The sequence below is a fragment of the Marinobacter sp. genome (assembly GCF_048266785.1).
Classification (GTDB): domain Bacteria; phylum Pseudomonadota; class Gammaproteobacteria; order Pseudomonadales; family Oleiphilaceae; genus Marinobacter.
In genome coordinates this window covers 49,257-66,291 of record NZ_JBLWYX010000001.1, presented here as the reverse complement: position 1 = coordinate 66,291, position 17,035 = coordinate 49,257, and the positions used below count along the sequence as shown (strand labels likewise).

Genomic DNA, 17,035 nt, shown 5'->3' with positions numbered 1-17,035 from the left:
ATTAATGCGGATTTATACGGCTGTTTTAATTTCGTGGTTCACTCGTTTGTGCGGTCTGCTGGGTTATTTGTTCGTATATGGTTGAGGGCATATGGAGGGATGATATGAAGCGAATTCTGGTGGCCGGCGTATCCGGGGCGATAGGTGGTGCGTTGACAAAGGCGCTTTTGGAGCGTGACAAAGAATCTGTCGTGGTGGGTCTGTGTCGTGATCCAGCTACGGTGTCTGAGCCATTGCGCAGCCACAACAGGCTGACGCTTCTGGCTTGGGATGCGGAAGATAGCCAGGCTCCGGATGCAGTTGCCCGGGCGCTTGGAGAAACTATTCCTGCTCCGGAGGGCATAGATACCTTCATATACGCTGCCGGTTTGCTGCACGACGGCGCTATGTTTCCCGAAAAACGGCTGGAAGAGCTAAAAGCAGAGAGTCTTTCCCGGGCCTTTGCGGTGAACGCAACAGGCTTTGCCCTGCTGGTTCAGGCGCTGTTGCCGTGGTTTCGCCATCGCGAGTTCATACGGATTGCCGCCATTTCAGCCAAGGTGGGCTCGATTGAGGATAACCGTTTGGGTGGCTGGTATGCGTACCGAAGCTCGAAAGCCGCTCTGAACATGCTGGTGCGCACGCTTTCGGTGGAGTTGCCCCGTCGCTGCAAACCTGTTGCCTGCGTGTCATTGCACCCCGGGACAACCGATTCTGCGCTGAGCGATCCTTTCAGGCAATCTTTGGCGCAACTTCAGGTGCACGGTGCCGCCGACACCGCCAGGAATTTGTTAACCGTTATTGAGGGGGTAACGCCAGAGGACAATGGCCGCTTTCTGAGCTGGGACGGTTCAGAGCTTCCTTGGTAGAAAGCGGCAATCGGGGTGTCAGCAATCAACTGATGAAGGGGTTGAGCATCCGGGTGAAGGTCCCGGTCAGCTTCACCGGTGCGCTCAGCACAGAAAGCGTAATGCAGTCTTCGCATCCAACTGCGACCGGCTTGTGTTCATCCTGATCGGTCAGGACGACAAAGTCCCACTGGTTGAAGACGCCATTCTGATCAGTGAAGGCGCCCTGCAGCACGATGGTCGTCTCGGTACCCCTGTGGGTGTGTGCAGGCGCTTTGCCTCCTGAAACCAGTTTTTGCAAAACCACCTGCTCATTCTGGCCGGGAAACTTTTCGGTGATGTCCAGCACGCTGACATCACCCAGCTGGCGCTTCCAGGGCAGGTTGTTGATGTCATCTCCAAGCAATTTCTGGAGGACGCTGGCTCTGGGTACAGGCTTTGCCGCAGGTTGGGGTGACGGTAAGCTGTCTATCTTTGCCAAAATGCTGTCAAACATTGACTCGGAAACGCTGACTTTCGGCTGTTGCTCCATCATCACAGCACCCAGGCTGTCGAGCGAATCTACCCGACTGCGGCAAAGGGAGCATTCGTCAAGATGAAGCCGGATGCACAGGGCATAAGGCTCGCTCAGGTTGCCCGCGCTATAATCCATCAGGCTCAGGCTTTCGGGGTGGTGCCGTGTCATACGTTCTGGTCCTGCAAAATCACTTTCAGCTTGTTCAGCGCAAGGCGTACCCGGCTTTTGACGGTGCCGAGGGGAATATTCAGTTCGTCAGCCACCATCTGGTGGGACTTCTGTTCCATGTACACTTTTGCTATCACGGTAATCTGTTCTTCTGGCAGGTGTTTCAAAGACTCTCTCACACGCCGCTCAGACATCAGGCGATGCAGTGAAGTTACTGGTTGATTAGCATCCTCGCCCGGGATCTGCCAGAGGTCTTCCGTTTCGATTTGCATTTCTGCGCTGGTACGGCGCATCTTGCGCAGCATGTCAATACGCTGGTTGCGCGCGATCGTGAAGATCCAGGTTGAGGCTGCGGCTTTCTGCCAGTCGTATAAACATGCCCGCCTCCAGATTGAGACAAAAACTTCCTGAACCAACTCCTCAGCGTGGCTGGCCATACCATTTGCCATGGCGTAATACTTGAGCTGCGGGGCGAAATGTTCAAACAACGAATGATAGGCCTGGCGATCCTGGCTTTTCCCCACCTTCACCAACAGCTGGCTCCAAGGGTCCTTGCGGCCCTCGCCACGTGCTGGTTGTTGTTCCAGTGTGGTCACCGGACGCTCCTTGACTGTCGCATGTTTTAAAATTGTTACGTTGCTCATTCTATGCACTCGCCCCGGGTTTGTCAGTTCCGGTATTTACGCGTCGGTTCTTTGTGCAGATCAGCTTGATGCAAAAGTTATTTTGTAACCCGGGTGATCTTTGTTCTGCTATTCAGAGAAACCCTAGTCCTCCAGATAGGTATACCCGTGAAGCCCGGCGACAAGTTCTTCCATCAGAGATGCCTGGGCATCCTGAGGCAGGTCGCTTGCTGCAAATTTCTCTCTGTAGGCTGTCAGCAGAGCTTCGGGTTCAAAGTTCACGTACCTGAGCACGTGGGCAACCGTATCGCCGATTATGGGTGCGCTGGTCTCGAAGCCGCCCGAGTCGTTCAGGCGCACATCCACAGAATGAGTGTCGCCAAACAGGTTGTGCATGTCTCCCAGAATTTCCTGATAAGCACCGGTCATGAAAAAACCCATCAGCAGTGCCTCGCCGGGTTTATCTTCCGGCAGGGGCAGGGTGGTTTCCGTGCCCTGGCCATCCACATAACGGTCAATGCGCCCATCGGAATCGCAGGTGATGTCCTGAATCACCGCGCGGCGGCTGAGTGGACGGTTGAGGCCGTTCACCGGCATGACCGGAAATATCTGGTCTATGCCCCACACATCGGGCAGTGACTGAAACAATGAGAAATTGACGAACAGCTTTGCGGCCAACTTTTCATTCAGCTCGTCAATGATTTCACGGTGAGCCCTGCTATTTTTGTCGAGCTGCCGCTGCAGTAATCGACAGCAGCGTATATAAAGCGTTTCGGAGTCCGCACGCTCCTGCAAAGAGAGCGTGCCATGGGCAAACTGGCCGTGAACATCTGCCATGGCATGCATAACGTCGTGGTAGATTTCGGCCAGTGAGCGCGGGGATTCCGGGTCTTCGAGGCTTTCCAGATCACGCCAGAGATCGTGCAACGGTGCCGGCGCATCCTGTTCCGGTTGTGCGGCAGGTCGCTCTTCCGGTTCTTCCTGATCGATAACGTTGGTCACCAGCACGGAGTGGTGTGCGGTCAGTGCCCGGCCAGATTCGCTGATCAGATCGGGGTGAGGAAGACTGTGGCGATCGCATTCAGCCTGCAGCACGTGCACCACGTTATAGGCGTATTCGTGCATGCTGTAGTTCATCGAACAGGCGCTGCGAGAACGAGTGCCCTCGTAATCAACGCCCAAGCCGCCGCCGATATCAACCGTATTCACGGGGGCGCCCATCTGCCTGAGCTCACTGTAAAAACGCGCGCACTCCCTCAGGCCTGTCTGGATATCGCGGATATTGGCAATCTGGGAGCCCAAGTGAAAGTGCAGAAGCTGAAGGGTGTCCAAAGCGCCGGCTTTGCGCAGGGTGTTCACCACATCCAGAACCTGGCTGGCAGACAACCCGAACTTGGATTTTTCACCGCCGGTGTTCTGCCAGTTGCCCTTACCGATCGTCGCCAGCCGAACGCGCACGCCAATAAGTGGTGACACCTCAAGCTTCCTGGCTTCGTCCAGAATAAGCGGCAGCTCCGACTGCTTTTCCACCACGATATAAACCCGGTGGCCCAGCTTTTGACCAATCAACGCCAGGCGTATGTATTCTCTGTCCTTGTAGCCGTTGCATACGATAACCGAGCCGGGTTGCTTGGCCAGGGCAAGCACTGCCATCAGTTCCGGCTTACTGCCTGCTTCCAGGCCAATCTGCCCATTGCTGGCCGCCGGTTCTGCGGCGATCAGCTCTTCAACCACGCGGCGCTGCTGGTTTACCTTGATAGGGTAGACAGCGGTGTACTGTCCTTTAAAACCATGTTCTGTGGCGACTTTGTTGAACGCGTTGCAAAGTTTGTTCACCCGATCGTGAAGAATGTCCGTAAAGCGAATAAGTACGGGCAGTTGGAGTCCAGAGCCCACCAGCGCGCGAGTAAGCTCCGGCAAGTTGATCTCCGCCTCACTCTTGCCACGGTTTGGCCGGATAACAACCTCGCCTTCCGGATTAACACCGATATAGCCATCGCTCCATTGGGCAATGTTATAAACCTTGTGAGCCGGGGAGGCGCTGGTGTTGCTCATGGATTCTGTCCTTGTGGGAAAATCGGGGCCGGGCAGGTCGGCTGAATGGCTGGTATTGTAGGGTTTAGCCTTTGCACCTGAAAGCCTTCGCGGCTGTTTACCTTGCCTGCGCAGGCTCTAAAACACAGAAATCGCCAACAAATATTTTGGCTGATCGCTTCGCGCCTCTACAATATGCACTTTGACCATGCCCCAGGTTTCGCAGGAGAGCACCATGACAACGTTGAACAACGACTGGTTTACCGAGGTCTTCCAGGATCAGGGAACCGCATTTTCCCTGCAGGTGAAAAAGAAGCTGCACGAAGAGCGGACGCCATTCCAGAAACTGGAAATCTACGAAACGGAAACCTTTGGCAACCTGATGGTGCTCGATGGCTGTGTGATGCTGACCACTCGTGACAATTTTCTTTATCATGAAATGATGACCCACCCGGCGTTGTTTACCCACAAAAAGCCGAAAAAAGTTGTGATTGTTGGTGGCGGTGATTGCGGCACCCTGAAGGAAGTTCTGAAGCACCCCGACGTGGAAGAAGCCTGGCAGGTTGAAATCGACGAGCGTGTTACTCGCATGTCTGAGGAATACTTCCCCGAATTGTGCGAATCCAACCATGACCCGCGTGCCAATTTCTTCTTTGGCGACGGCATAAAGTGGGTGCGGGACGTGGATCCCGGCAGCATCGATATCCTCATTATCGACAGCACCGACCCGGTCGGCCCCGCGGAAGGCCTGTTTGCTCTGGATTTCTATCGTGATGCCATGCTGGCACTGGGTGATGGCGGTATTATTGTGCAACAGAGCGAATCGCCATTGCTGCACACCGAAACCATCATAAAAGACATCCATAACGACATGCGCAAAGCCGGCTTTGACCATGTGCAAACGCTGCCATTTCCGCAGCCCGTATACCCCACCGGCTGGTGGAGTTGCACCATGGCAAGTAAAGACAATCCGGTAAGGTATTTCCGCGAGGACGACGTAAACAATCGCCCGTTCGTGACGCGTTACTACAATTCAGGAATTCACCACGGTGCGCTCGCCATGCCGCAGTTCATGATTGACGCGCTGGAAGACGAAACGCGACCGGCAGAGGGTTAGTTCCAGCTCTATGATCAAGCAAAATGAACCCAGCCTGACGCCTCGGCAGGCGCTTGCGCAAACCCTGGACGATTGTCAGCCTGACACACTGCTGGTATGCGGCACGCTACCGGTTCGTCTGGGCCGGGCCTGGCATGAGCAGTATCCGGACAGACTTTACACCGAACTGTTTCTGTCAGCTCTCAATAACGGTCTGCCGCCGGCGGATACACACGATCTGGCACTGATTGAGGGCGCTCTGGAGCAGTTGAGCCATGAAGAAGGCACCCTGATGCTTGGCCAGCTACGCAACTTTGGCACGCACCGGATAGCCGTGATTATGACCAACGAGTCGGGCTGGCAACTGAGTGACTTTCTCGGCCTGGGTTTCAAACGTCAGGCGCACTTGCAAGGTACTCCAGCCCGCACGCTGTATACCTACAACATCGATAGTTACAACAGGCGACGGGACTGGAACAACCCCCAATACTGGGCCAACCCGGAAATGTGGGATAAGGCACGTTGGTGAGCGTCCTACTCCACGACCCAGATTCGCTCCAGCGTCAGCTGGTCAGGATCAAACTGATACACGCTGATGCCGCCAGTGGACTGATGCCCCATGGCCAGAATGCTTGCTTCGGGTGAGGTGGCGATGGCGTTGTTGCGGTCGTATTGGCTGCCGTAAGTGACCAGTCTGGGCGATTCGCCCAGATCAAAGTACTTCACGGGCCAAGGGCTGCCAGTTTTGAACAGGGCGGCGAAGTGGCTGTTGTTGCCAAAGCGGAGGTAGTATTCGCTGTTGTGGATGAAGGCGACGGCGATGGTGAAGGTGTTGAGACCGGTAGGGGCATCGATCAGGCCGCTTTTGTCCCGGTTGCGAGGGTCGCCCATTTCAAAAGGCGTGTCGTCAAGGTAAATCCCGCTGTGGTAGTTCGCGAGACGTTGTCTGACATCGGGTTTGTCAGTGTTCCACGCAAAACTATTGCCGTTTTCGCCTGCGCTGACCACCCATTGCCCATCCGGGCTGATTGTGGCGTGGGTTTTGGAGGAGGTGCCGTTCAGTTTAGCAACTGGTTGCCCGGTTTCGAGACTCCATAAAGCGACACCGTTCATGCGCTGGTATTTTTCACCTTGATCAAGAACCTCTTGTATCGACCGGTAATAGGGTGGTTCAAATGCTTTGGATTCGCCGCTTCCTGCAGAAACCAGCCATTGCTCTGATTCGTCCATCGAGAGGTTGAAGAGCTTGTGGTAGCCAAGAAAAGCTCTGCCATCGGTTGCTTTGATCGTCTCTGTAGATCCGTCTTTCGATCGTCGAAATATGCTCCAGCCAATGTCAGAGTAATAGTAGGTGCTGAGATCCTGAGTCATGAGGTGACCATAGGTCGGTTTGTCTAACTCAAAAGTTGTCTGGGGCATTCCGTTTGTTGTTTGGGCGGTCACGACATTACCGAGATCCTGCCAGAGAAAAACATCCCGATTTTTAACGAAGTAGGCGCTATAGATGTTAGCCTCGCGGCTAATAATTTTCCGGTTATGTGCTTTCAAATCCCACAGAATCAACTTCTGATCCCTGTGGGCGGTGATGGCAAATACCCCGCTTGAGGAAACTGAGGCGCTCATGACCGGCCCGGCTGAGTTATAAACTTTCCACAAGCTGAATCCTGTAGCTAAAGTAACCCCCAGTAACAAAAGTGCCCGTAGATTGAACTTGCTCATCAATAACGTCCAAACTTTGAATTTGCGAGTAATTGGCCCTGCACGATCTCACGCTGATAGACTTCTACAAACAATTCTTGTGTGGGAATTTTCATCCCAGAGTGGCTAAACAGCCGTCGTGATTGATCAACAGAAATAAAGACTGTATTTCTCAGGGCGTCATCAAGGAACTCGTCGAATGCGATGGCCTCTTCTCCCGCTACCTCATTAAACCCCACATACCCCAACGCGGGTCTCGGCGACTGCTCCGGAAACCAATCATTCACCGCAAGCCTCTTCAAACGTAAAACATAATCCTTCGCCACCTGCGGGCTTACGCTGGCACGGTAATTCAACGGCGACAGCAGGGTGTACTCCGGCGGCCGCTCGCCGTTGCGCAAGCAGTCTATGCAGGGCTGCCAGAGGGCGTTTGCCTCGGCAAGAATTTCTTTCTCCAGCCTGTCCCAGTTTGCTTTGACGGTTTGTTTGAGGGCTTCGGGTACATACGCCGAGCGCTGGGGATGGGCCGTTTTCCCGACTTCAAAGGTGAGGGGCAAGTAATCCTTGTAGAGTTTTTCAATGGCAGGCCCGAAGCCGTTATCCAGAAAGCTCGGGAAGCACCACCATTTTTTGTCATAAGCTCCGTGCAATTTACCGAGTACGTCATCCATTGGGTCATCGGCCTTGGCCAGAGTCCAGGCAGTCATCGCCACGGGTTGAATGTGGTGCAAGGCCTTTTGCCACCAGGCTCTGTCGTCGGCATTGTCTGGCCCAAGAATCCCGTCGCCACGGGAATGCAGCACCACGATTTTACGGGCAGCACTGTGGGCGGACGGAAACACGCCCAGTCCCAGAGGATGCGCATCACGGGTGCTGTCGTTGGACAGTGCATTGTCGGCAACGGCGGGTTGCCAGAGGAACAAATGATCCACTAGATCACGATGTCCGATGGTGCCCAGGATGTTCAGGGCGGTCAGGCCCACCCGTGCGCCCAGAGAGTGGGTTATCAGGTTGACGGCAATGCCCGCATTCGCCAGTTGCTGAAGGATGGGCACCAGACGTCGTCCGGCTGCCATGGCATTCAGCTCGGCCTGCATAAAGTCTGTGGAACCCGTGTCTCCCGGCCAGGAGATATTGATGATGCGGCTGTAGGGCATCCAGTTCTGGCCGTCAAAGCCCGCTGCGCGATTCAGCTGGTATTCCATGTGAATGGCCCAGCTGTGAGCGCCTGTGCCATTCACATCGTCATCTTCCAGTGGACTGGCGGTAAACTCCGATAGGGCTTCCGTGTCCTGCCAAACTGTAGCCTTATTAGGGTGCCAGGCGGTTCTGGGGCCTGGCCCATGGCCGCCGTAGTGTTTTTGACTGTCTTGGCGGTTCAGGAACCGCCCCCACTCTCCATGGGACACGTTGTAGCCATGGATGTAGATAAGCGCGTTATTACCGTTTGCCCGAAAGTAATCCAGTTGCTCATCTGTCAGTAAATCGCCTGCTGCAGGTGCTGATTCTCGCAGGTTGATGATCACCGGCGGCGGCAGGTGTATGGCCCTGGCTTTGCGTTCACCCTGAATAACGGTGAGGTCTACGCCTTCGTCGAGGTAGTGACCGGGGGCAAAGCGGCGTTGTTCACTCACAGTATCGAGCCCGATCAGGTGCTCTCCCTCTGGCTCCTCGGGCCAGTGCCATCTGGCGCTCCCTGTGACGAGTTGAGTGAAGATGGCTACGGCATTATCTGGCGTATGTTCTGTGCCATTTTGCAGTTTAGCCGTTGCGACATGGCCGCTTTCATCCCCGATTGTGCCGGCGTTGGTAAAAGCTTTGGCACGCCTGAGGTTATCCGAGCGTTGTAGACGCACGTTTGCCGTTTCGTGGGCGCAAATGGGCGCGCCATGGGCCCCGAAAGGTGCTGAACTGGGTGCAAAGGGCAGGTTGTTTGTGGCTGTCATTCAGGTTCCCTCCTGTGAATGCGTCAGTGTTGCAAGTGTTTCCAGTGTGTCTGACCAATCGGCTCCTTGCCTGGTCTTGCGTACCGTCGTAAGTTCATCTTCGCTCAATACTCTGGTAAAGCCTTGCGTTACCAGAAGTCCAGCTCCTTCTATCAAAGCTTGCTCATTCGGAGCACTCAGCTCTATCAACTGCTGGAACCAGGAAGAAACGAGGTCATCAGCCAGCCCATTGCCTTGCGCAAGAGACGTTGCCAAAAGATGGCGGCGATAGCGTTCCACTGCAGCAATATTTTCTCTGGTTAGCACGAGTGGTTGCGAGCACAGTTCGGCCAACTCACTTGAAACTGCCTGGGATTGATCTTTCACAAGAGACCAGCCAGCGCCCGCATAGTGCCCATGGATGGCGGTTACTGGGCCAAGCACCCGCAAACGCTGATAGGGTGAAAGCGATGCCCCAAGGCTGCCAAACGTTGCTGGATCTGCATAACGAAAAAGGCTGTCACCGTGGGGAGCACGAACGGTATTTAGGCTTACAAGGTGATTGCGGATTTTTTCGAGCGTCAATTGCAGGCCCTGCAGTGCCAGGGCTTTGCCTTCTGTCAGCCAGCCGTTCAGCCATTCTTCACTCTGGCGTGTGGTGGGCTGGATAACCAGAGGGCCATCATGGGCTTGTTCGCGGTATTCCGAATGAATATAAGGCAAGTCGTAAACGGGCGCGGGGTCATGCTCAAACAGCAGGCGCAATACTTCAGGGTGTTTTGCCTGGTCGACCAGATACCAGCAGGCATCTGCGTTCAGTGGGGCTTTGTGATGGTAAAACGACGTGGTTTCGTGAGCCTTCTGGCTCAGAGCTGTGGAGTCCTTCATGGCTGCTTTCATCTATCCTTAGATGACCAAAATGCACAGTGATAGTAGCGGAACCCGAAAACACTGTCACCTGCCGGGCTTGTCAAAACCTCTGTCAAGAAACAGATCTACTGAAAATGAGAAGGGGCGCCCACTCAGGTACCCCTTCCCGCTCAACATCCAAAGAATGTTACTTGCTGCTGACAAACTCCGGATAGGCTTCCATACCGCACTCGGACAGATCCACGCCCTCGTACTCTTCCTCTTCGCTGACACGTACACCCATCACCGCTTTGATGATGCCCCAGACCAGCAGGCTGGCAAGGAACACCCAGCCGAAGATGGTTGCAGCGCCAATCAATTGTCCGCTGAAGGTCGCGCCACTGTTAGTGACAGGAACCAGCATCAGCCCGAGAAAACCACACACACCGTGGGCCGAGATGGCGCCTACGGGGTCATCGATGCGCAGTTTGTCCAGAAAGATGATGCTGAATACAACGGTTACACCGCCCAGTCCACCCCAGAGAGTTGAGACCAAAGCGCTAGGTGTAGAGGGCTCTGCGGTGATTACCACAAGGCCGGCAATGGCGCCGTTCAGGAGCATGGTCAGATCGGCCTTGCCGAACAGCAAGCGACCGGTTATCAGCGCGGCTATAGCACCGCCGGCGGCGGCCGCGTTGGTGTTGAGGAATACCATGGCAACCGAGTTGGCGCTGGCGATATCGCCCAGTTTCAGAACGGAGCCACCGTTGAAGCCAAACCAGCCCATCCACAGGATAAACGTACCCAGCGCGGCCAGAGGCAGGTTGGCACCGGGGATGGCACGGATTTCGCCGTTGGGGCCGTATTTGCCTTTCCGGGCCCCAAGTAACAGTACTCCGGCAAGTGCAGCGGCCGCACCGGCCATGTGAACAATGCCGGAACCGGCAAAGTCGCTGAAACCAAGATCGCCCAGGTTATACAACCCGAAGACGTCCTTGCCGCCCCAGGTCCAGGAGCCTTCCAAAGGGTAGATGACGCCAGTCATGGCGACCGCAAAGACAAGGAATGCCCAGAGCTTCATGCGCTCAGCCACAGCGCCGGATACGATTGACATGGCGGTGGCTACGAATACCACCTGGAAAAAGAAATCCGCCGCGCTGGAATATATTGCTCCGCCTTCGAAACCATCTTCCCGGGTGGCGAAATCCCCTAATACCGCTGCGGCATCCGTTTGCTCAATGCCGTTCAGTAACAGTGAGCCGTCGTACATGATGGCGTAGCCACACACCAGATACATGGTGCAGGCGACGGCATAGAGCGCGACGTTTTTAGTGAGGATTTCCGTGGTGTTTTTGGCCCGGACCAGCCCGGACTCGAGCATGGCAAAGCCGGCGGCCATCCACATTACTAATGCACCGCACATCAAAAAATAAAAGGTATCTATTGCGTACTGCAGGTGAAAAACATTGCTTTCCATGAGAGGCCCTCCGCACGAGGCACTTCAGATTGGTTTTTTTGCGTTAGCTGCTAAATGATCAGAGCAGGATCAGACGGCTTCTTCGCCCGTTTCGCCTGTCCGGATCCGGATTGCCTGCTGCAGTTCAGTCACGAAAATCTTGCCATCACCGATCTTGCCGGTATTGGCAGCCTTGGTGATGGACTCGATAACCTGATCCAGAAGGTTATCACCAATGGCAACTTCCACTTTTACTTTGGGCAGAAAGTCCACCACATATTCCGCGCCACGATAGAGCTCTGTGTGACCTTTCTGCCGCCCGAAGCCTTTGACCTCAGTGACGGTTACGCCTTGAACGCCTATCTCGGATAATGCCTCACGGACATCATCCAGCTTGAAAGGCTTAATGATCGCTGTCACAAGTTTCATTGCTTTCTCCTTGGTAAAGCCGTCCCAACAGTGAGAGCCCAACGGCCAGTTGTTGAGTTCGGGGTGCTGCCGCTTCGCACGTCAACTGTGCGGATTGCGTACAAGAGCTTTAGCACCGGGTATGCCAACGCAAAAAAATATTTTTAAATCAATGCTTTGGTTCGTTCTGGCGGCCATTTTGTATAAATCGACTCGCCAGTTTGCGCACCATAATGGAGCGCCTTACCACCCCGTGAGCCAGATCGGAGCAGGCCTGGGAGCGAGCAAGGCTATTCATAGTGCTCACCGTGCCTAGTATGGCAGGGCTGGCGGTGTGATACACTCCTGCAAACCGACCACGGTGCTATTCTTTTGCACCACCCAATGCCGTAGCAATGGGTCAGGTCTTTTGGTCGAAATCGGGCATTATTTTAATCAGTGAGGTGATGAGTGAAAGGTCCACAGGATATTTTCGCGCAGCTACAGGGGCAGTTCGGACAGTTTGTTCCGGATATGGCGCGTGCCGCCCGGGAAGATTTTGAAACCCAGGCTCGCGCTACGGTTATGGCTGTTCTGTCGCGCCTGGAGTTAGTGACCCGTGAAGAATTCGATGCCCAACAAGCGGTGCTTATGAAAACCCGCGAAAAGGTCGAGGCATTGGAGAAAAGGGTTGCCGAGCTCGACAAGGCTTCGAAGGCTCAATAAATCTGAACGACTCCCGGCAGGAAGCCGGGTTGGTCGGTTTATCGCGACCCCTTAACTGATACCCACAAACCATGGAAGGTTGTTATGCTTGCCGTCGTCCATTCCCGCGCCAGCATTGGCGTTTCCGCACCCGAGGTCACCGTTGAGGTTCATCTGTCAGGTGGTCTGCCCGCGCTCACTATTGTTGGCCTGGCGGAAACCGGCGTGCGTGAAAGTCGCGAGCGTGTGAGAAGTGCCCTGCTGAATGCAGGCTTCGAATTTCCCGCTCGCCGCATAACAATCAACCTCGCCCCTGCCGACCTGCCCAAAGAAGGCGGTCGTTTTGATCTGCCGATTGCGCTGGGTATTCTTGCCGCCTCCGGGCAAATCCCTGCTGAAAGCCTGCCTTCCTGTGAATTTCTTGGTGAGCTCTCTCTCGATGGCGCACTTCGCCCGTTAAAAGGTGTGCTGCCCTCCGTGCTGGCTGCGCGTAAAGAAGGCAGAAGCGTGCTTGTGCCCAATGGCAACGCCGAAGAAGCAGCTCTCGCAAGCCAGGGTGATGTGCTTGCAGCAGGCCACATCCTGGCGGTTTGTGAGCACCTGTGTGGCCGGGCCCGGTTGGTTCCGGTGCCCCGGGCGATGCCGGAATCTGTAGCTGTTGCCGGCATGCCGGACCTGGCCGACGTGCGTGGCCAGAGTGTCCCGCGAAGAGCGCTGGAGGTAGCTGCGGCGGGCGCGCACAACCTGATTTTTTTCGGCCCGCCTGGAACGGGTAAGAGCATGCTGGCCAGCCGCCTGCCCGGAATTCTGCCGGACCTGAGCGATGAACACGCCATGGAGGTCGCCAGTGTGCATTCGGTTGCCGGGCAGCCGCTAAGAGCGGGAGGCTGGCGACAGCCCCCGTTCAGATCGCCACACCACACCGCCTCGGCGGTGGCTCTGGTAGGCGGTGGTAGCAGCCCCAGGCCCGGAGAAATCTCCTTGGCGCATCGAGGTGTACTTTTTCTCGACGAGTTACCGGAGTTTGAGCGCCGGGTTCTGGAAGTGCTGCGTGAACCCATGGAAACCGGTGAGATTTCCATCAGCCGGGCAGCACGGCAGGTCAATTTTCCGGCACGATTCCAGGTCATTGGTGCGATGAACCCGTGCCCGTGTGGCTATAGCGGGCACCCAACCATTGAGTGCCAGTGTACACCCCAGCAGGTGATGCGCTATAGGTCGAAAATTTCTGGTCCGCTTCTGGACAGGTTCGACCTGCACGTGGAAGTCCCTGTGCAAAGTGGCGATCTCCTCATGCAGTCCGGTGGAGACGGCGAACCCAGTGCGGTTGTGCGCGAGCGGGTGGCGCTTGCGAGAGAGCGTCAGGCCCTTCGCGGGGGTGTTAATGCCACCTTGTCCGGGCGCGAGCTGCAGGAAGCCTGCAGTCTTGACCGTCCCGGTGAAAAGCTACTTTCCGGAGCCATGGAGAAACTTGGGTTGTCGGCCCGGGCTCTGCACCGGATATTGCGGGTTGCACGCACACTGGCGGATCTGGATGGGTCTGATGTGGTTACACAGCCACATTTGGTGGAGGCGCTGGGCTACCGACAGTTTGATCGCCAGACGGGAAAGAACTCTGTGGTATCCGCCTGATTCTTCCTACTCTGGTAAACTGTGTGCAAACTCCATTAACAATACCCGCCCTGGGGTTAAGGATTGCAGATGACTGACCAGAAAGAGCCGCACAACCTTGGCGACGAAAACGCACCGAAACAGACGGCCAGCGACTCGCCCATCACCACGCGCCGTGGCGTCCGTAGCTTTGTGTTGCGCCAGGGGCGCATGACGGAAGGCCAGAAGAAGGCTTATGAGCGCAGTTGGCCGAAGTTTGGTCTGAGCCGTGAAGATGGCATGATCGACCCGCGCCAGATTTTTGGTCGCGACGCTATGCTCAACCTCGAAATCGGTTTCGGCATGGGCCGTTCGCTAGCGGATATGGCGGAAGCTGCACCCGAGCAGGATTTTATTGGCGTGGAAGTTCACTTGCCAGGCGTGGGTGCTTTGCTCAAGGACATCGAAGATCGCGGGCTGGAAAACATCCGCGTTTACAACATGGATGCCAACGATGTGATTGATCTGTGCCTGCCGGACGCGTGTCTGGATCAGGTGATGGTGTTCTTCCCGGACCCCTGGCACAAAAAGAAGCATCATAAACGCAGGCTTGTACAGCCCGAGTTCGTGCAGCGTATCCGTCACAAACTGAGGGTGGGTGGCATTTTGCATCTGGCGACGGATTGGGAAAACTACGCAGAGTACATGATGGAAGTAATGGCTGAATCTGAAGGGTTTGCCAATACTCAGGAGCAGGGCGAATACTCACCACGTCCGGAATATCGTCCGGTTACCAAGTTCGAGAAACGTGGCGAGAACCTGGGGCATGGCGTGTGGGATCTGCTGTTTCACCGCACAAACTAATGGTGTTCTAGCCCGGTGCCAGCGGGTGGCGTCGGGCTGCCCGGACAATAACCAACCCCGCGATGCCAAGTGTCAGAGCGGTAAATTTGGCCAGCGCGCTGATGGCAGCGGCAAGGCTTATGGCGTCTGTGGGCGCCTCCAGGTTATTCAGTAGCAGAACGTTCTCCGCCACATCGGCCAGGCCGGCGGCTACAAACAGTGTGCGGATCCAACGCGCGGCCGTGCGTTCGCGAACACCGGGCCTGTCCAGAGTGCAATGCCGGGTTAGCAGTATCAGCGTAAGGCAGTAGACCGGTATAAACAGAAAATCGAGCCAGAGGGAAAGCTTTGCCCGTTGCAGCCCTTCAGCACCCCAGTTTTGTACGATAGCCAGCGCCTGTTCGGCGTTCCCGGCCAGTTGGTAACTGACAATCCCCTGATGTGCTGCGCCCGTTTTCAGGGGCTGATTGATCAGCAGCAAGGCCACCAATAGAACCAGTGTTGCAACCAGCCAAACTTTCAGGCTTTTGGGTAAAGTCGGTAATCCCTTTTCCGTGTCCATTACAGAAAACGCTCCAACAGACTGTTCAGATACCTTTGCCCCAAGGCAGTTGCCTGAAGCCGGTCACTGATCAGTAGTTTATCTTCACGTAGTTTATCAAGTTGTACCGCAACGGATGACAGGGGTAAACCCGTGCGTTCGAAAAAAAGGCTTTCATTCACTCCTTTTCGTAGACGGAGTGCATTCATGAGGAATTCCAGAGGGAGCTCATCCACTTCAATTTTTTCGCGCCCGGCGGTGCGGCTGCCGATTCGGTTCAGGTAAGCATCTGGTTGTCGTGTTTTCCAGTAACGCCAGATAGAGCCGTCTGGAAGGCTGATCTTGCCGTGGCCTCCCGCACCCAGCGCAAGGTAGTCTCCGAACGACCAATAGTTGAGGTTATGACGCGATGCCCTGTGTTCTCGGCACCAGGCGGACACCTCATAATCGCTGAAGCCCTGCTGGTTAAGGTACTCGCTGCCGCGCTGAGCGATCTCCCAGAGATGGTCGTCATCCGGCAAGACCGGTGGCCGGCTGTAGAATTCGGTGTTTGGCTCCACTGTCAGTTGATACCACGACAGATGCGGCGGCTCATGGCTCATTGCTGCTCTGAGATCCAAGAGGGTGTCGTCCGCGGTCTGGCCGGGCAGGCCGTGCATCAGATCCAGATTGAAGTTCTCAAACCCGGCTTTTCTTGCGGCGTCGATGGCCCGGTGCGCTGCCGTGCTGTCGTGGATGCGGCCGAGAGCTTTCAGATGGGCCGGATTGAAACTTTGTACTCCAATCGACAAGCGATTGATGCCGGCATCACGGAAGGCTTCAAACCGGCCCTCTTCCAGAGTGCCCGGGTTGGCTTCCAGTGTGATTTCCGCGTCTTGTGCGAAAGCCAAGCGTTCCCTGAGCCCCCTGAAAAGCTTCCGGTAAAAATCACCGCTCATCAGTGACGGCGTTCCTCCACCGATAAACACCGTCTCGACAGCGCGGCCTGATGCCAATTCGAGATCCTGATCCAGATCTTCGAGCACGGCATTCAGGTAGGCGGATTCCGGAACATCGTTCTGGATAGCATGGGAGTTAAAATCACAGTACGGGCATTTGCGCACGCACCAGGGTACGTGGATATACAGGCTCAGTGGAGGTTTAACCGGCGTCGGGGTGAGGACAGTCACAGGCTCAGGTCTCCGCCCGAAGCTGTTCCATCAGCAATGCCAGGGCCCGACCCCTGTGGCTTATCCGGTTTTTCTCTTCCCGGCTCAGTTCAGCGGCGCTGCGGTTCCTTTCCGGGCAAAGAAAGATCGGATCGTAACCGAATCCGCCATCACCTTGCGGAGCCCGGAGTATCGATCCTGGCCAGCGACCGTGGCAGATAATCGGTGTCGGGTCGTCGGCGTGCCGGAGATACACCAGAACACAGTGAAATTGCGCACTGCGCTGGCCGTCGGGCACGTCAACCATAGCCTCAAGGAGCGCGTTCAGGTTGTCGAGATCGGAAGCGGCGGCCCCGGCGTAACGTGCCGAGTGAACTCCGGGTGCGCCGTTCAGTGCGTCCACAGCCAGGCCGCTGTCATCCGCCAGTGCGGGCAACCCGGTTTCCCGGGAGGCATGGCGTGCTTTAAGAATGGCATTCTCTACAAAGGTAACGGCAGGCTCTTCGGCTTCGCCAACGCCCAGCTCGCCCTGGGGCACTGGAACAAGATTCAGTGGCGCAAGTAGCTGGGTAAATTCGCTGATTTTGCCTTTGTTGTTACTGGCAATAACAAGTTTCTCGGGCATCAT

17 protein-coding genes are annotated in these 17,035 nt (G+C 55.7%); 6 read left to right on the top strand and 11 right to left on the bottom strand.

What is annotated here, in order from left to right; translation table 11 throughout:
• Nucleotides 1–104 precede the first annotated feature (104 nt).
• On the top strand, nt 105–848 hold the full coding sequence (locus ACN0V1_RS00330; protein ID WP_417543081.1) for an SDR family NAD(P)-dependent oxidoreductase: 744 nt from the start codon (nt 105–107) through the stop codon (nt 846–848).
• A gap of 25 nt (nt 849–873) precedes the next feature.
• Here ACN0V1_RS00330 and ACN0V1_RS00325 read toward each other — a convergent pair whose 3' ends face one another.
• The 3 genes from ACN0V1_RS00325 to speA form a co-directional block, all read right to left on the bottom strand.
• Complete coding sequence (locus ACN0V1_RS00325) at nt 874–1,512, bottom strand: ChrR family anti-sigma-E factor (protein WP_417543080.1); 639 nt, start codon at nt 1,510–1,512, stop codon at nt 874–876.
• Nucleotides 1,509–2,108, bottom strand: a complete 600-nt coding sequence (locus ACN0V1_RS00320) for a sigma-70 family RNA polymerase sigma factor (RefSeq protein ID WP_417543079.1) — start codon at nt 2,106–2,108, stop codon at nt 1,509–1,511. The genes ACN0V1_RS00325 and ACN0V1_RS00320 overlap by 4 nt, the downstream gene beginning before the upstream one ends.
• A gap of 171 nt (nt 2,109–2,279) precedes the next feature.
• Nucleotides 2,280–4,190 (bottom strand): biosynthetic arginine decarboxylase, encoded by a 1,911-nt coding sequence (gene speA, locus ACN0V1_RS00315; protein ID WP_417543078.1) that lies wholly within the window; start codon nt 4,188–4,190, stop codon nt 2,280–2,282.
• A 214-nt stretch (nt 4,191–4,404) separates the two neighbouring features.
• On the opposite strand from speA, the gene speE reads away from it, so the two are divergent.
• A complete protein-coding gene (speE, locus tag ACN0V1_RS00310) occupies nt 4,405–5,286 on the top strand; it encodes a polyamine aminopropyltransferase (protein WP_417543077.1) in 882 nt (293 codons plus the stop codon).
• Nucleotides 5,287–5,296: 10 nt separating this feature from the next.
• On the top strand, nt 5,297–5,794 hold the full coding sequence (locus tag ACN0V1_RS00305; protein ID WP_417543076.1) for a DUF6231 family protein: 498 nt from the start codon (nt 5,297–5,299) through the stop codon (nt 5,792–5,794).
• A 5-nt stretch (nt 5,795–5,799) separates the two neighbouring features.
• Here the strand turns inward: ACN0V1_RS00305 and ACN0V1_RS00300 are convergent, their stop codons facing one another.
• The 5 genes from ACN0V1_RS00300 to glnK all read right to left on the bottom strand — a co-directional run bounded on the left by ACN0V1_RS00300 (nt 5,800) and on the right by glnK (nt 11,622).
• Nucleotides 5,800–6,888, bottom strand: coding sequence for a WD40 repeat domain-containing protein (locus ACN0V1_RS00300; RefSeq protein WP_417543075.1), 1,089 nt, complete (start codon nt 6,886–6,888; stop codon nt 5,800–5,802).
• Between the two features lie 95 nt (nt 6,889–6,983).
• Nucleotides 6,984–8,909, bottom strand: coding sequence for a hypothetical protein (locus ACN0V1_RS00295; RefSeq protein ID WP_417543074.1), 1,926 nt, complete (start codon nt 8,907–8,909; stop codon nt 6,984–6,986).
• Entirely contained in the window at nt 8,910–9,776 is an 867-nt protein-coding gene (locus ACN0V1_RS00290; RefSeq protein ID WP_417543073.1) for a DUF4123 domain-containing protein, read from the bottom strand. It lies immediately after the preceding gene.
• Nucleotides 9,777–9,945: 169 nt separating this feature from the next.
• On the bottom strand, nt 9,946–11,214 hold the full coding sequence (locus tag ACN0V1_RS00285) for an ammonium transporter (RefSeq protein ID WP_417543072.1): 1,269 nt from the start codon (nt 11,212–11,214) through the stop codon (nt 9,946–9,948).
• A 69-nt stretch (nt 11,215–11,283) separates the two neighbouring features.
• The gene (gene glnK / locus ACN0V1_RS00280; RefSeq protein WP_071264623.1) at nt 11,284–11,622 is read right to left on the bottom strand and encodes a P-II family nitrogen regulator; all 339 of its coding nucleotides are present in this window, start codon (nt 11,620–11,622) and stop codon (nt 11,284–11,286) included.
• Between the two features lie 429 nt (nt 11,623–12,051).
• Here glnK and ACN0V1_RS00275 point away from each other — a divergent pair, with 429 nt between their 5' ends.
• The 3 genes from ACN0V1_RS00275 to trmB all read left to right on the top strand — a co-directional run bounded on the left by ACN0V1_RS00275 (nt 12,052) and on the right by trmB (nt 14,739).
• Nucleotides 12,052–12,306, top strand: coding sequence for an accessory factor UbiK family protein (locus ACN0V1_RS00275; protein ID WP_144778758.1), 255 nt, complete (start codon nt 12,052–12,054; stop codon nt 12,304–12,306).
• Nucleotides 12,307–12,390: 84 nt separating this feature from the next.
• A complete protein-coding gene (locus ACN0V1_RS00270) occupies nt 12,391–13,917 on the top strand; it encodes a YifB family Mg chelatase-like AAA ATPase (RefSeq protein ID WP_417543071.1) in 1,527 nt (508 codons plus the stop codon).
• A gap of 69 nt (nt 13,918–13,986) precedes the next feature.
• Nucleotides 13,987–14,739 (top strand): tRNA (guanosine(46)-N7)-methyltransferase TrmB, encoded by a 753-nt coding sequence (gene trmB / locus ACN0V1_RS00265; protein ID WP_417543070.1) that lies wholly within the window; start codon nt 13,987–13,989, stop codon nt 14,737–14,739.
• Between the two features lie 7 nt (nt 14,740–14,746).
• On the opposite strand, the gene ACN0V1_RS00260 is transcribed toward trmB, so the two are convergent.
• Genes ACN0V1_RS00260 through rdgB form a run of 3 tightly spaced genes read right to left on the bottom strand, consistent with a single transcriptional unit; the run spans nt 14,747 to nt 17,032 of the window.
• Entirely contained in the window at nt 14,747–15,280 is a 534-nt protein-coding gene (locus ACN0V1_RS00260) for a hypothetical protein (protein ID WP_417543069.1), read from the bottom strand.
• Nucleotides 15,280–16,428 carry a radical SAM family heme chaperone HemW gene (gene hemW / locus ACN0V1_RS00255; protein WP_417543068.1) on the bottom strand — a complete coding sequence of 383 codons (1,149 nt, stop codon included), beginning with the start codon at nt 16,426–16,428 and terminating at the stop codon, nt 15,280–15,282. Before hemW ends, ACN0V1_RS00260 begins: the two co-directional genes overlap by 1 nt.
• A gap of 4 nt (nt 16,429–16,432) precedes the next feature.
• The gene (rdgB, locus tag ACN0V1_RS00250; protein WP_417543067.1) at nt 16,433–17,032 is read right to left on the bottom strand and encodes an RdgB/HAM1 family non-canonical purine NTP pyrophosphatase; all 600 of its coding nucleotides are present in this window, start codon (nt 17,030–17,032) and stop codon (nt 16,433–16,435) included.
• Nucleotides 17,033–17,035: the final 3 nt, after the last annotated feature.